The sequence below is a fragment of the Streptomyces sp. NPDC002564 genome (assembly GCF_042889645.1).
Classification (GTDB): Bacteria; Actinomycetota; Actinomycetes; order Streptomycetales; family Streptomycetaceae; genus Streptomyces.
In genome coordinates, this window is sequence record NZ_JBIARE010000001.1 from 638,390 (window position 1) to 653,316 (window position 14,927).

A 14,927-nucleotide genomic window follows, 5' to 3' on the forward strand; every position below is an offset into this window, starting at 1 on the left:
TACGGGGGAGTCGTGTGCGTCGTCGGGCACGTCACGTACGCCGGGTACGCCGTCGCGGAAGGTCGCGGAAGGGGCCTCAGAACCTGCCGCCCCCGCCCCTGCGGCCCCGCGTGCCGCCCCCGCCGAAGCTGCCGGGCCCGCCGCCGAACCCGCCGCCGGAGCCACCGCCCCCGAACCCGCCCCCGCCCCGACGCCCGCCGCCGCCGAACAGCTCGCCCAGGATGATCCCGCCGAGGACCGCGCCGCCCATGCCGCCGCCCCGGCCGCCACCCCCGCCGAGACCGTCGTACGGGTTGCCGTAGCCGCGCACGTCCCGCTCCGCGAGCTGCTGCGCCTGCCGGGCCAGCGCGTCGGCCTGCTGGGCCTCGGCGAGCGCGGTCGTGGCGTCGTCCCCGGCGGCCTGCGCCTGCGCGAGATGGCGCTGCGCCTCCGCGAGGCGGGTCCGCGCCTCGCTGCCCACCGCGCCGCGGTGCGTGGTGACGTAGTCCGCGGCCGCCCCCACGGCGCTGCGCGCGGTGAGCAGCACCTGGGAGAGCAGCGTCCGCGCGCGGTGGTCGGTGACCTCGCGCTCGCGGGCCCCGGCGAGCGCCTCGTCGAGCGCCGAGTCGGCCTCCTCGACGCGGCGCAGGGCGTCGAGCGGGTCGTAGGGGCCCGCGGACACCTGGGCGCGCACCTCGGCGAGGACCGCCTCCGCGCGGGCGACCCGGCCCCGCAGCCCGGCGGTGGAGACGCCCTGCGCGGTGCCTTCGAGGAGGCCGCGCGCGTCGGCGAGGTCGGTCTCGGCCTCGGTGAGCGCGCCCGGCAGCTGCTCCGCGGCCCGGGTGAGCTCGGCGCCGAGGCGGTCGACGGCGTCCACGAAGGTGCCCGCCTGGTCGACGGCGCCCTCGGCGGCGCGCAGATGGACGGCGGCCCGGCCGCGGTCGCCCGCGTCGAGGCCCTGCCGCGCCCGGTTGAGGTGCGTGGTGGCGAAGACCAGCCGGTCCTTGGCCTGCTCGACGTGGCCGAGCACGGCGGCCGACGCGGTCGGCGCGTACGTCCCGCGCAGCCGGGCGAGGGTCTCCTGCGCCGCCCCGGTACGCCCCGCGACCTGCCGGAACACCGTCTCGGCGTGCTCCAGGGCCTGCGGGGCGTTCTTCTCCAGGGCGCGCAGTTCGTCGAAGCCCGCGGTCTCGGCGTCCAGCCTGCGGCCCGCCTCCGTGCAGCGCGCGACGATCTCGTCCAGCATCCGGCGCCGGGTGGCGTCGTCCTCGGGGAAGGCGTCGTCGAGCTGCTGGCGCAGCCGGAAGGCGGCCGTCAGCTCGGCCTTCGCGTACGTGAGCGCCTCGCCGAAGGGCCTGACCGCGTCCTCGCCGAACTGGGCGGTCGCGAAGCCGAGCTCCTCGGTGCTGGTGCGGACCGCGTCGTCGGTCTCCACGAGCAGCAGCCGGGCCTTCTTGTCGAGCTCGGGCAGCGGCGTGAGGTCCGTGCCCGCGGCCTGCCCCCAGCCGCCGCCCGGTGTCGTGCGGGTGGTGGCGCGCTTCCTGCGCCGCTTGTACGCCACCGTCGCGACGACCCCGGCCGCGCAGGCCGCCGCCACCGGGAGCACGAGGTCACCGGCGACGGACGCGTCGCCGCCCGCGCCGGGGTCGGCCGGGCCCGGGGTGACCGAGGGGGTGGGCACGGGCTGCCCCGCGAGCACCGCGCGGTAGCCGTTCGCGGCGCCGACGGCGACCCCGGCCCAGTCGTTCTCGCGCAGCGCGGGCCTGATCGCGGTGGTGGCCACGTCCCGCAGCTGGGCGTCGGTGAGCCGGGAGTCCTCCTCCACGGAGTAGGCGAACTGGCGGTCGTGGGTGGCGACGGCCAGCAGCACGTCGTCGAGCCCCAGGCCGTTGCGCTCGGCGGTGGCGTCGGCCCAGCTCTGCGCGGAGCGGCCGGAGAAGTCGCGTACGTAGACGACGAAGAGCTGGATCCCGCGGTCGTCGTAGAGCCGGTCGACGGCCTGCCGGGCCGCGCTCTTGCGGTCGCCCAGGGCGTCCGTCCGGTCGGTGAGCCGGCCGGTGCGGGAGAGCGTGACCGGGTCGTCGGCCGCCGCGGGCGGGCCGAGCGACAGCAGCCAGCCGAGCAGCAGGGCCACCGCGGCCGCTGCCGCCCGCACGGTGGCCCTGCGCGGGGACGGCGTCACATGGGGGAGCGTATGGCGGTACGCGGGGCCCCGCGACCTGGGAGGGAGCCGACCCCGGGGCTGCCGGGGCCCGGATCCCGCCCGCCGCCCGGGGCCGGGGTGATGCGGGGGCCGGCCGCCGTCAGGTGCGGCCGGCCCCCGGGCTCGGGAGGTGCCGGCGGGCTATCCGGCCAGGCGCGGCAGCTCGCGGGTGCGGCCGAGCGCGCCCAGCCAGTGCGCGGACGGCTTGGGCGTACGGGCGAACGTCTCGCGGTCCCACGCGATCAGCCCGAACGTGGGCTTGTACGAGCCCCACTCGTAGTTGTCCAGGGCGCTCCAGGCGAGGTAGCCCCCGATGGTGAGGCCGTCCTCCAGGCAGGCGGCGACCTCGTGCAGGGCGCCTCGGTAGTAGTCGACGCGGCGCTCGTCGCGGTCGGTGGCGATGCCGTTCTCGGTGACGATCAGCGGGATGTCCGCGTCGCCCAGGACCGCGGCGGTGTGCCGCAGCGCCTCGCCGACGGCCGCCGGGTAGTACTCCCACTGCGTCAGCGTGCGCTCGGCGTCCTCGGGCGCGGGGACCGGGCCCGAGAGGCCGATCCGGGTGCGGGTGTAGGACTGCACGCCGACCCAGTCGTCGCCGCGGGCGGCCTCGATGAAGACGTCCTCGCGCGGCCTGCGATAGGCGGCGGTGACGTCCTCGGCGCCGGGCAGCGCCTGGTAGACCTGGTTGGCGACGGTCCAGCCGACCCGGATCGCGGGGTCGATCGCCCGGACCTCCCGGACGGCGGCGTGGTGGGCGGCGATCACGGCGAGGGTGGTCTCCTCGTCCGGGGTCGGCAGGCCCGCGGGCGGGAAGCCGAGGTCGCCGCGCTTGGCCTGGCCCGCCATGACGGCGATCATGTTCGGCTCGTTGATGGTGCACACGTACGGCACGCCGTCCCCGATGACGGGCGCGCACGCGGCGACGTACCGCGCGAAGAGCTCCACGGCCCCCTCGGCGGTCCAGCCGCCGCGCGCCTCGAACCACTGGGGCACGGTGAAGTGGTGCAGCGTCACCATGGGGCGCAGACCGCGTGCGACGGCGCCCTCGACCATCCGCCGGTAGTGCGCGAGCTCCGCCCGGGAGAACTGCCCCTCGACCGGCTCGATGCGGGCCCACTCGATGCTGAACCGGTAGTCGGTGAAACCGAGTCCGGCCAGCAGGTCCATGTCCTCGGGCCACCGGTGGTAGCTGTCGCAGGCGTCCAGGCTCGGCTCCTGGATGTGGGTGCCCGCGGTGTGCTCCTTCACCCACCAGTCGCTGTCGGTGTTGTTGCCCTCGATCTGGTGGGCCGCGGTGGAGGCCCCCCACAGAAAGCCTTCGGGGAACGGAACCGGGGTGTGCGTCATCGCGAGATGTCTTTCTCGTGCGGAGTGCGTACGGAGTGCGTACGGCGTGCGTGCGGAGTGCGTACGGCGTGCTTACGGAGCGGGGGAGGGGCGGCGGGGCTACTTCATGCCGGCGGTGGCGATGCCCTGGGTGAAGTACCGCTGCAGAACGGCGAAGACGACCAGGACCGGCAGCACGATCAGGAACGCCCCGGCCATCAGCATCCCGTTGGATCCCGACGACTTGTTGGGGTCGGTCGCGAAGGTGGCGAGCGCCACCGGGAGCGTGTACTTGTCGGGGTCGTTGGTGGCGATCAGCGGCCACACGAAGTTGTTCCAGGACCCGAGGAACGTGAAGATCGACAGGGTCGCGAGGGCGGGCTTGACCAGCGGCATCACGATCCGCCAGAAGATGTACCACTCGCTCGCGCCGTCCATCCGCGCCGCTTCCAGGAGCTCGTCGGGGATCGACTGCATGAACTGCCGCATCAGGAAGACCCCGAAGGCCCCCGCGGCGAACGGCAGCACGAGCGCGGCGTACGAATCGATCAGCTGCAACTTGCTCATCAGTACGAACAGCGGCAGCAGCATCAGGTTGCCGGGCACCATCAGCGCGCCGAGCACCAGGCCGAAGATCTTGTTGCGGCCCGCGAAGCGCAGCTTGGCCAGGGCGTAGCCGAGCATCGAGCAGAAGACCAGGTTCGCGACGGTGACCAGCACGGCCACGATCACCGAATTCATGAAGTACAGCGGCAGATCGAGCTTGTCGAGCAGCCGGTGGAAGCTGTCGAGAGTCCATTCGGCGGGAATCCACACCGGCGGACTCGCGGTCAGGTCCTTCGAGGTCTTGAAGGCGGACAGCGCCATCCACAGAAAGGGCGCGGCCATGACGAACAATGCGACGGAAAGCAGCACGTAGACGAGCGGCTTCCGCACCACCGCGGATCGGGCGCTCATGTGGTGTTGTCCTTCAGCAGTCGGAGCTGGAGCACCGTGACGGCCATGATCACCACGAACAGGACGTACGCCATGGCGCTGGCATAACCCATGTGGAAGAAGTTGAAGCCCTCGCGGTACATGTTCAGCGAAACGGTGAGCGTGGAGTCGGACGGGCCGCCCTGCGTCATCACGAACGGCTCCTCGAAGACATTGAGATAGCCGATCGTGGTGATCACCGTGGCGTACAGGAGGGTGGGCCTCAGCAGCGGGACGGTGATGCGGCGGAACTCCTGCCAGCCGCCCGCGCCGTCGAGCCTGGCCGCCTCCCGCACCTCCGTGGGAATGGCCTGGAGCCCGGCGATGAAAAGGACCATCACGGTCCCGAGGTTCCGCCACACCGCCATCGCGATGAGGGAGGGCATCGCGAGCGTCTCGCTCCCGAGGAAGTCCGGTGCGGTGAATCCGAGTTCCGCGCAGAACCCGGCGATCAGCCCGTCGCTCGGATCGAGCACGAAGCGCCATACGACCGCCACGGCGACGATGGAGGTGACCACCGGCGCGTAGAAGCCGACGCGGAAGAAGGTCCGCGCCCGGTCGATCCCGTTGTTCAGCAGGACCGCCACGAGCAGTCCGAGGAAAAGGGTGAGCGGCACGCCGATCACCACGAAGTAACCGGTGTTGAAGAGGGACGTCAGGAACTTCTCGTCGCCGAAGAGCTTCGTGTAGTTCTCCAGGCCGATGAAGTTCGCCTCCCACGGCCGGGTGACGTTGCGCAGCCCGAAGTCGGTGAAGCTCATCGCGAGCGTGGCCACGATGGGGAACGCCATGAAGACGGTGAACAGGACGAGGAACGGGGTGGAGAAGAGCCACCCGGCGACGTTCTGCACGCCCAGGGAACCCCGCCCGCGCCTCGTGCCGGCCGGTGCCGCGCCCGCGGTCTTCGCTGTGGTGGTGCTCATGGTCGCCGCCTACTTCACGAGGGTCTCGACCTCGGACCGCGCCTTGCCGGCGGCGTCCTCGGCGGAGGCCTTGCCCTGGGTGACCGACTCCAGGGCCGCGTCGACCTTGGAGGTCACCTCGGTCCAGTTGGGCAGCGCGGGCGACGTCCTGGCGGTCTCCATCTGCTTCTTGAAGACCTGCAGGCGCGGGTCCTCGGCGAGTTCGCCGCTCTCCCAGGCCGCGGTGTTGGCGGGCAGGTCGCTGGTCCGCTCGTACCAGTCGGCCTGGCCCTTGGCATCCGTCAGGTAGCCGATGAACTTCTTGGCGGCCGCCTTGTGCGCGCTGTCCTTGGAGATCGCGAGGCTGGAGCCGCCGGCCATCGAGGTGGAGGTCTCGTCGGCGGGCACCGGGGCGACGGCCCACTTGCCCTTCAGGTCCGGGTACTGGTCCTCGATCAGCGTGGCGATCCAGGGGCCGGAGAAGAACATCGGCACGTCACCGGTGTTGAAGTCCTTCAGCGGGTCGTAGCCGGGCTGCGCGCTCTTGGTGCTGAGCCCGTCCTTCGCGTACGCCCCGTACTCCTCGAAGGCCCTGACCGCCGCCGGGCTGTCGATGACGGCCTTGCCGTCCTCGTCGACGATCTCGCCGCCGGCCGAGTACAGGAAGGGGTAGAAGGACTGCACGGTGTCCAGGCCGCGCGGCTGCAGGTAGATGCCCCACTTGCTGCCCGCCTTCTCCTTCAGGGCGGTCGCCGTCTCGCGCAGGGCCTTCCAGTCGGCGGGCGGCTCGTCGACGCCGGCCTTCTTCGCGAGGTCGGTGCGGTAGTAGAGGACGCGGGTGTCCACGTACCAGGGCACGCCGTACGCGGTGCCGTCCACTTCGCCCTGCTGCCAGCCCGCCGGGAAGAAGTCCTTCTCGTCGAAGACCTTCGTGTCGACCGGTTCGAGGACGCCCAGCTCGGCGAACTCGCCCATGTAACTGCCGCCCATCTGGGCCACGTCGGGCAGCTTGCCCGCGGCGGCCGCGGAGACCAGCTTCTGGTGGGCGACGTCCCAGCCGACGGGGGTCACCTTGACGGTGATGTGCGGATTCGCCTTCTGGTACGCCGTGGCGACCTCGGCGAGCTTCTCGCCCTCGGCGCCCATGGCCCAGACGGTGAGCGTCTGCTTCTTGTCGGCGGCGACGTCGCCACCGGCGGAGCTGCCGCACGCGGTGACGGCGCACGCGGTCGCGAGTGCGAGGGCGGCCGAAGCGGTTCTGGCGGCGCGGTGCATGGACGGCTCCTCCTTGAGCTCCCGGGGTCCGGGCCTTGCGGCGCCGGATGTATGCGCTGCCTGTAAGCGCATACATCACTCTGTGACAGGGGCCCGGGGGGCCGCAAGGGGGTCTTGGTCACACTCCCGTAACGCGGGTGGGGGCGGGGCCCCAGGGCAACGTAAGCGGAATTCTCCCTTCCCGCCCCGAAATGTGGCGCCCGCCTCATCCCTGGGTACGGCTCCCTGTTCCACCGCTGCGCGGTGGATCGCCGGGGGTGGGGGCTTGTGTGTGGGGCCCTCTGCTCCCCCCTGTGGCCTGCAACAGACCCGCCGCTGCGCGGCGGATACCTCCCACCCGCCCACCCGTTTACCCCGCGCCGTGCGGCGGGAGCAGGGGCGGGTGAGTCCCGCCTTCTCGCCGGGCGGTGGTGGGTGGGCGAGTCCCGCTCTCGTGCCGGGCGGTGGTGGGTGGGCGAGTCCCGCCCTCGTGCCGGGTGGGGGCGGGTGGGTGGTGAACTCCCCCCATCTCTTCGGTCGAGGGGGCTTGCGGGATCGCCCCCGCTTCTTCGGTCGGGGGGGCTTGCGGGCTCACACCGGCCTCCTCGGTCGAGGGGACCTATGGACCAACCCTCGCCTCTTCGGTCGGGGGGGGGCTTGCGGGCTTACCTGCGCCCCTTCGGTTGAGGGGACTCACGGGACAACCTCCACCGGGTGGCACCCGAGACCGACGTGTCACCGGGCCGCACCCGCGATCGACGTGTCACCGGGCCGTGCCCGTGGGCGGTGTGCCACCGGGCCGCACCCGCAAGCGCACCGGAGGGGACGTGGGGGTATGTGCGCACGGAGCACCGAGGAAACAATGGCGTCTTTGTTCGTGCAGCGGGGCGCAGGGATAGCGAGTACGCACATACCCCCGCGGCCCCGCCCCACCCACCGAAGAGAAGGCGAACCCCGCCCAAGGCCAGCCCCGCGCCCTCGTTAGGGTCGCCCGCATGCCCGCGTTCGCCCACCCCTTCCCCTTCGACCCCACCCACGGCCACGCCCTCGACGACCTCCTCACCACCCCCGCACCCCCGCCCCCACCCGACTTCGCCACCTTCTGGCAGAAGCGGTACACCGCCGCCCGCGCCGTCGCCACCGCCCCCGTCGTCGGCCCCTTGGAGGACGAGCGGGACGGGCAGCGCGTGTACGGCGTCACGTACACCTCGGTCGGCGGTCTGCGGCTCGGCGGCTGGCTGGGCGTACCCGCCGAAGAAGAGCCCCCGGCCCACGGGTTCGTGATCGGGCACGGCTACGGCGGACGCGACGCCCCCGGCCCCGACCTCCCCCCGCCCCTGCCCCACTCCGCCACGCTCCTGCCCTGCGTACGCGGCATGGCGACCCGGTCCCGGCACCCCCGCATCCCCGCCCGGTCCGACGCCCACGTCCTGCACGGCATCTCGTCCCGCGACACGTACGTGATCGCGGACTGCGTCGCCGACCTCTGGTGCGCGGCGTCGGCACTCCTGGAACTGTTCCCCGGCCTGGCGGCCACCCCCGGGCCGGGCCCCCGCCTCGGCTACCTGGGCGAGAGCTTCGGCGGAGGACTGGGCGCCCTCGCCCTCCCCTGGGACGACCGCTTCGCCGCGGCCCACCTGACGGTCCCCACCTTCGGCAACCACCCCCTGCGCCTGACGCTCCCGTGCACCGGCAGCGGCGAGGCGGTGCGCACGTACCACCGTGAGCACCCCGAAGTCGCCGACGTCCTGCGCTACTTCGACGCGGCGACGGCGGCCGCGCACCTGCGCGTACCGACCCTCACGGCTCCCGCGCTGTTCGACCCGGCGGTCCCGCCGCCCGGCCAGTTCGCGGTGCACAACGCGCTGGCGGGCCCGCGCGACCTGCACGTCCTGGAGGCGGGCCACTTCGCGTACGAGGGGATGCGCGAGCAGACGCAGGCGCTGTCAAAGGCGAGCAGGGCGTTCTTCGAGAGAACGCTCACGTGACGCGGAGCGACCCCTGCGTTGACCCCCACGCCCAGCTACCCGCACTCGCCCCCACGCCCAGCTACCCGCACCCGCAACTGCCCCGCCGCACCACATCCACCGGCAGCATGAGATCGACGGGCTCCCGGTCCCGTTCCCCGCCGAGCCGCCGTACGAGGAGTTCGACCGCCTCCTCGCCGAGCCGCCGCATCGGTTGCCGCACGGTGGTGAGCGCGGGCCGCACCAGCCGGCCGAGCGGAATCCCGTCGAACCCGGTGACGGCCACGTCCTGCGGCACCCGCACCCCGCGCCGCTCCAGCGCGTGCAGCGCCCCGATGGCCATCTGGTCATTGGCGAAGAGCATCGCTTCGGGCGCCGCGTGATCATCACCCGCCCCGAAACCACCCGCCCCGAAACCACCGGCCCCAAAACCACCGCCCCCGGAGCCCCCCGCCCCGCCCCCGACCGCCCGGTCGAGCAGCGCGTCCGCGGCCCGCGCCCCCTCCGCCTGCGTCATCATCTCGGTCCGCAGATCGGGCTCCGCACGTACGGGAAGCCCCGCGTCCCGGCACGCCTCCTGGTACCCGCGGAACCGCGCCTGCGCGTCCGGCGAGCGTTCCTCGCCGCCGACGAAGGCGAGGCGCCGCAGCCCGTGGTCCTCGATGAGGTGACGGGTCAGGTCGCGCTGGCCGTCGGCGTTGGCGACCTCGATGTGGTCGAGGTGGTCCAGCTCGTCGTTCTCGCGCGGCCCGGCGAGCATCACCACCGGCAGCCGCCGCGAGATGACGTCGAGGTCCTCGGTGGGCACGGTCCGCGCGAGCACGGCGAACCCGTCCACGCGCCCGGCGACCTTCGCGACCAGGCTCTCCGGGCCGCCCTTGAGCGAGGCGGCGATGAGGAGCGCGTACCCGTGCCGGCGGGCGGCCCGCTCCATGCCGCGGATGATCTGGTCGGAGTAGAGCATGAAGGCGTGGTCGTCGTCGGCGTCGGCCGCGGCGGCCTCGGTCTCGGTGTCCGGGTCCGACAGGTCGGGGAAGCAGAGGCCGAGCACCTCGGTGGAGCGGCTGGCGAGCCCCCGGGCGTTCCCGCTGGGCACGTAGCCGAGCTCGCGGGCCGCGGTGAGGACCCGCTCCCGGGTCGCCTCGCGGACCGAGTCCGGATTGCGGTAGACCCGCGACACCGTCGCGATGGAGACGCCCGACCGCTCGGCGACGTCGTACACCGTGGGAGTTGTGCTCACCCGACCGCCCGCCTGATTCTCTTCCCGGTCACTCGTCCCGGCCATCCGTTCTGAAAGCGCATTCACACTAGGCGCGTACCGCGACCGCGAGCAAGGCGGGCCCGTGCGCGCGCGTCGGCCGGAACGGGGCGGGACGCAGGTGGGACGGCGCCCGGTCAGGGGCGCGGGAAGGCACGGGGGAGCGCACGAGGAACGCCGGGCGTGGCAGGAGCGAAGGCCGGGTCGGGACGAGACTCACCGAGCGGTCGCCGAGGGCACCGCCGACTCCGCTACCCCCTCCGAAGGCCGGGTCGGGACGAGACTCACCGAGCGGTCGCGGAGGGCCCCGCCGACTCCGCTACCCCCTCCGAAGGCCGGGTCGGGACGAAGCTCACCGAGCCGTCGCGGAGGGCCCCGCCGGCTCCGCTACCCCCACACCAACAACCCCGGCAGTTCCATGGTCTTGTCGTTGTCGCCGGGGCGCAGGCCCGACGCGGCGCGGTTCTTCCACGTCATGGAGACGACCGGAGTGGCGCCTTCGCCGACGGTCACCTTCGAGCCCGCGTACCGCTCGCCGGGCGCCGTCTTCTTGCGCAGCACCGCGGCCGTCGCGGCGGCCGCCTTGCCCGACGCGGTGCGCACGCAGAGCGTCTCCGACGACGACTTGCCGTCCTTGGCGAGCCGCCCGCCGATCGCGAACAGGACGGCGTCCGCGTCCTCCCGCTTCGCGTAGTACGAGGCCTCGTACACGTCGCCCAGGCAGTCGGTGACCGCGGCGTACGCCTCGTCGTCGCGCAGGGACCTGCCGGACACCGAGAGGCCGAGCGGGGTGTCGGAGCGCTTGGCGGCGCGGGCCGAGCCGGACACCTCGTACGTGTCCGCCCCGCCCGGTTTCTTGTACCGGGTGCCGTCGTCCGTGCCGGTGGCCCGGTACCCCTGCTTCTTCATCGCTTGGTCGACCGCGTCCGTGTCGAACTCCCCGATCAGCAGGGAGTCGGCGCCGATCAGGAGCGACGTGCGGACGCCCTTCGCGTCGAACCCCCAGTCCGCGCGCACGCTGCGGCCCGTGTAGCCGTGCTGGGCGACCTCGACGATCCCGAGGCCGTCCAGGCTCCGGTAGAGGGAGGGGTCCTCGGCGACGAGCCGGCGTGCGGTGCGCACGTCGCGGTACGTCACCGGCTGGTCGGCCGCGGACGCGGGCACCGCGTCGAGGGCGTGCTCGAGTCCCGTGCCGTCGCCCGCGCCGTCCCCGCCGCCCGGGAGCGAGCAGCCGGCGGCTCCGGCCCCGAGGGCACCCGTGATCAGCAGGGCGGACAGGAGACGGGAGCGGCTCGATACGCGCATGCGCGGCAGTGTGGCACAGCGGATCCGCGCCGGACCGAAAGTCCGGCAACACCACCCGACCCCACGCTCACACCCGACCCCACGCTCACATCCGCCCCCTCACGCACACCCGCCCCCTCACGCACACCCGCCCCCTCAATCCCCCCGTCGCCGGATCTTGTTCCCCAGCCACACCAGTGGGTCGTACTTGCGGTCAACGGCGCGTTCCTTGAGGGGGATCAGCGCGTTGTCCGTGATCTTGATGCCCTCGGGGCACACCTCCGTGCAGCACTTGGTGATGTTGCAGTAGCCGAGGCCGTGTTCCTCCTGTGCGGTCCGCTTGCGGTCGAGGCCCGAGTCGGCCGCTCCGTCCAGCGGGTGCATGTCCAGCTCGGCGACCCGCATCAGGAACCGCGGTCCGGCGAAGGCCGTCTTGTTCTCCTCGTGGTCGCGCACCACATGGCACGTGTCCTGGCACAGGAAGCACTCGATGCACTTGCGGAACTCCTGCGGGCGGTCCACGTCCTCCTGCTGCATGCGGTACTCGCCGGGGCCGAGGCCCGCGGGCGGCACGAAGGACGGGATCTCGCGCGCCTTCGTGTAGTTGAAGCCGACGTCGGTCACCAGGTCGCGGACGACGGGGAAGGCGCGCAGCGGCGTCACCGTGATGACCTCGTCGCGGCCGAAGACCGACATGCGGGTCATGCACATCAGCCGCGGCCTGCCGTTGATCTCCGCCGAGCAGGAACCGCACTTGCCCGCCTTGCAGTTCCAGCGCACCGCGAGGTCGGGCGCCTGGGTGGCCTGCAGGCGGTGGATGATGTCGAGCACGACTTCGCCCTCGTTGACCTCGACCTTGAAGTCCTCCAGGTCGCCGCCGCCGAGATCCCCGCGCCAGACCTTGAATTGCGCGTCGTACGAACTCACTCGTACAGCTCCTCTTCAGCCAGGTACTTGACCAGCTCCTCCTTCTCGAAGAGGGCGAGCAGGTCCGGGCGGATGGGCTCGGTCTCCACGCGGACCAGGTCGATCTGGCCGCGTACGGGGTCGGTGGCCGCCAGACCCTCGCTGGGGTCGGCGAGCCGGCAGAGCAGGTTGGCGCGGCGCCACTCGCGGTCCATCGCCGGGTGGTCCTCGCGGGTGTGGCCGCCGCGGCTCTCCGTGCGCTCCAGGGCGGCACGCGCGACGCACTCGCTGACCAGGAGCATGTTGCGCAGGTCGAGGGCGAGGTGCCAGCCGGGGTTGAACTGCCGGTGCCCCTCGACGCCCGCGCGCCGCGCCCGGACCCGCAGCTCGGCGAGCTTCTCCAGGGCCCGCTCCATCTCCGCCTCCCGGCGGATGATGCCGACCAGGTCGTTCATGGTCTGCTGCAGTTCCTGATGGAGGGTGTACGGGTTCTCCGGCGTCGCCCCGTCCTCGGGGCCCTCCGCGCTGAACGGCCGCAGCGCCTCCGCGGCCGCCGCGTCGACCTGCACCTCGTCCACCACGGGCCGGGCGGCGAGCCCGGCGGCGTACCGGGCGGCGTGCAGGCCCGCGCGGCGCCCGAAGACCAGCAGGTCGGACAGCGAGTTGCCGCCGAGCCGGTTGGAGCCGTGCATGCCGCCGGCGACCTCACCGGCGGCGTAGAGGCCGGTCACGCGGCGGGCGGCCGCGCTGTCCGAGTCGACGGCGATGCCGCCCATCACGTAGTGGCAGGTCGGCCCGACCTCCATCGCCTCCGCGGTGATGTCGACGTCGGCGAGTTCCTTGAACTGGTGGTACATGGACGGCAGTCGGCGCCGGATGACCTCGGCGGGCATCCGCGTCGACACGTCGAGGAAGACCCCGCCATGCGGTGAGCCGCGGCCCGCCTTGACCTCGGCGTTGATGGCGCGCGCGACCTCGTCGCGGGGGAGCAGTTCGGGCGGGCGCCGGTTGTGGTCGGGGTCCTCGTACCAGCGGTCGCCCTCCTCCTCCGACTGCGCGTACTTCTCCTTGAAGACGTCGGGGACGTAGTCGAACATGAACCGCTTGCCCTCGGAGTTCCTGAGCACTCCGCCGTCGCCCCGCACCGACTCGGTGACCAGGATGCCCTTGACCGACGGCGGCCAGACCATGCCGGTGGGGTGGAACTGCACGAACTCCATGTTGAGCAGCGGGGCCCCGGCGAGCAGCGCGAGGGCGTGCCCGTCGCCGGTGTACTCCCAGGAGTTCGACGTCACCTTGAACGACTTGCCGATGCCGCCGGTCGCCAGGATCACGCCGGGGGCCTCCAGGACGAAGAAGCGGCCCGACTCGCGGTCGTAGCAGAAGGTGCCGCTGACCCGGCCGGCCTCGCCGTGGCCGTCGCCCTCCTCCTTCAGGACGCGCGTGACCGTGCATTCCTGGAAGACCTTCAGGCGTGCCTCGTAGTCACCGAACTCCTCGTAGTCCTCCTGCTGCAGCGAGACGATCTTCTGCTGGAGCGTGCGGATCAGCTCCAGGCCGGTGCGGTCGCCGACGTGCGCGAGGCGCGGGTACTCGTGGCCGCCGAAGTTGCGCTGCGATATCCGCCCGTCCGGGGTGCGGTCGAACAGCGCGCCCCAGGTCTCCAGTTCCCACACGCGGTCGGGGGCCTCCCGGGCGTGCAGCTCGGCCATCCGCCACTGGTTGAGGAACTTTCCGCCGCGCAGGGTGTCGCGGAAGTGCACCTGCCAGTTGTCGCCCGAGTTCACGTTGCCCATGGAGGCGGCGATGCCGCCCTCGGCCATCACCGTGTGCGCCTTGCCGAACAGGGACTTGCAGATCACCGCCGTACGGGCGCCCTGCTCGCGCGCCTCGATCGCGGCGCGCAGGCCCGCGCCCCCGGCGCCCACCACCACGACATCCCACTGCTGCCGCTCCACTTGAGACATCACAAGGCCCCGTCCATCAGAAGAAGCGCGGATCGTCGAAGACGCCGCTTGCGACCAGATAGACGTAGAGGTCGGCGAGCGCGACACTCGCCAACGACGTCCAGGCGAGCAGCATGTGACGTTCGGTCAGTTTCCCGGTCCACTGCCACATGCGGTACCGCACGGGGTGCTTGGAGAAGTGCTTGAGCTTGCCGCCGATGACGTGCCGGCAGGAGTGGCAGGACAGGGTGTAGATCCAGATGAGCACGACGTTGACCAGGAGCACCAGGGTGCCCAGGCCCATGTGGCCCCAGGCGTAGTGCTCGTCGCGGAAGCCGAGGACGGCGTCGTAGGTGAGGATGCCCGCGACCGGTACGGCGGCGTAGAAGAAGTACCGGTGGATGTTCTGCAGGATCAGCGGGAAGCGGGTCTCGCCGGTGTACTTCTTGTGCGGCTCGGCGACCGCGCAGGCGGGCGGGGACGCCCAGAAGCCGCGGTAGTAGGCCTTGCGGTAGTAGTAGCAGGTCAGCCGGAAGCCGAGCGGGAAGATCAGGATGAGCACCGAGGGGGACAGACCCCACCAGCTGCCGAAGATCTCCCAGTTGGGCCCCGAGCGCATCGGCTCGCAGTTCTCCGCGACGCACGGCGAGTAGAACGGCGACACGTAGGGCGCCGCGTAGTAGTCCGCGTTCGCGAAGGCCCGCCAGGTCGAGTAGACGACGAAGGCGAGCAGTCCGGCGGCGGTCGCCGCGGGCGCCAGCCACCAGCGGTCGGTGCGCAGGTGGGCAGCGGTGATGGCGGCGCGCGTGCCGTCGCGCACGCCGCCGCCGGGTGCCGGTCCGCTCTTCGGTTGGGGTTCCGTGCCGGTGGCCAACGAGGCTCCACTCCTTCGTCCTGGGATCGGGGAGAGGCTCTGCGGGTGGGTGC

General features: G+C 72.3%; 11 protein-coding genes. 1 reads left to right on the top strand and 10 read right to left on the bottom strand.

The window, feature by feature from the left end; translation table 11 throughout:
- Positions 1-76 precede the first annotated feature (76 nt).
- The 5 genes from ACFYXE_RS02960 to ACFYXE_RS02980 form a co-directional block, all read right to left on the bottom strand.
- A complete protein-coding gene (locus ACFYXE_RS02960; protein WP_389308267.1) occupies positions 77-2,161 on the bottom strand; it encodes a TPM domain-containing protein in 2,085 nt (694 codons plus the stop codon).
- Between the two features lie 162 nt (positions 2,162-2,323).
- Positions 2,324-3,529, bottom strand: coding sequence for a glycoside hydrolase family 1 protein (locus tag ACFYXE_RS02965; protein ID WP_389308269.1), 1,206 nt, complete (start codon positions 3,527-3,529; stop codon positions 2,324-2,326).
- 99 nt (positions 3,530-3,628) lie between these two features.
- On the bottom strand, positions 3,629-4,465 hold the full coding sequence (locus ACFYXE_RS02970) for a carbohydrate ABC transporter permease (protein ID WP_389308271.1): 837 nt from the start codon (positions 4,463-4,465) through the stop codon (positions 3,629-3,631).
- A complete protein-coding gene (locus ACFYXE_RS02975) occupies positions 4,462-5,406 on the bottom strand; it encodes a carbohydrate ABC transporter permease (protein ID WP_389308273.1) in 945 nt (314 codons plus the stop codon). Before ACFYXE_RS02975 ends, ACFYXE_RS02970 begins: the two co-directional genes overlap by 4 nt.
- Positions 5,407-5,415: 9 nt before the next feature.
- On the bottom strand, positions 5,416-6,660 hold the full coding sequence (locus ACFYXE_RS02980; protein WP_389308275.1) for a sugar ABC transporter substrate-binding protein: 1,245 nt from the start codon (positions 6,658-6,660) through the stop codon (positions 5,416-5,418).
- 974 nt (positions 6,661-7,634) lie between these two features.
- Between ACFYXE_RS02980 and ACFYXE_RS02985 the strand changes: the two genes are divergently transcribed.
- Positions 7,635-8,627, top strand: coding sequence for an acetylxylan esterase (locus tag ACFYXE_RS02985; RefSeq protein WP_389308277.1), 993 nt, complete (start codon positions 7,635-7,637; stop codon positions 8,625-8,627).
- Between the two features lie 61 nt (positions 8,628-8,688).
- Here ACFYXE_RS02985 and ACFYXE_RS02990 read toward each other — a convergent pair whose 3' ends face one another.
- From ACFYXE_RS02990 to ACFYXE_RS03010, 5 genes are all read right to left on the bottom strand, one after another.
- Complete coding sequence (locus ACFYXE_RS02990) at positions 8,689-9,828, bottom strand: LacI family DNA-binding transcriptional regulator (RefSeq protein ID WP_389309484.1); 1,140 nt, start codon at positions 9,826-9,828, stop codon at positions 8,689-8,691.
- A gap of 423 nt (positions 9,829-10,251) precedes the next feature.
- A complete protein-coding gene (locus tag ACFYXE_RS02995; RefSeq protein WP_389308279.1) occupies positions 10,252-11,169 on the bottom strand; it encodes a hypothetical protein in 918 nt (305 codons plus the stop codon).
- A gap of 135 nt (positions 11,170-11,304) precedes the next feature.
- Positions 11,305-12,075: a succinate dehydrogenase/fumarate reductase iron-sulfur subunit gene (locus ACFYXE_RS03000; RefSeq protein ID WP_389308281.1), complete on the bottom strand. Its 771-nt coding sequence runs from the start codon at positions 12,073-12,075 to the stop codon at positions 11,305-11,307.
- Positions 12,072-14,021, bottom strand: a complete 1,950-nt coding sequence (locus ACFYXE_RS03005) for a fumarate reductase/succinate dehydrogenase flavoprotein subunit (protein WP_389308283.1) — start codon at positions 14,019-14,021, stop codon at positions 12,072-12,074. The genes ACFYXE_RS03000 and ACFYXE_RS03005 overlap by 4 nt, the downstream gene beginning before the upstream one ends.
- A 16-nt stretch (positions 14,022-14,037) precedes the next feature.
- Positions 14,038-14,874, bottom strand: coding sequence for a hypothetical protein (locus tag ACFYXE_RS03010; RefSeq protein ID WP_361180837.1), 837 nt, complete (start codon positions 14,872-14,874; stop codon positions 14,038-14,040).
- Between the last annotated feature and the right edge of the window lie 53 nt (positions 14,875-14,927).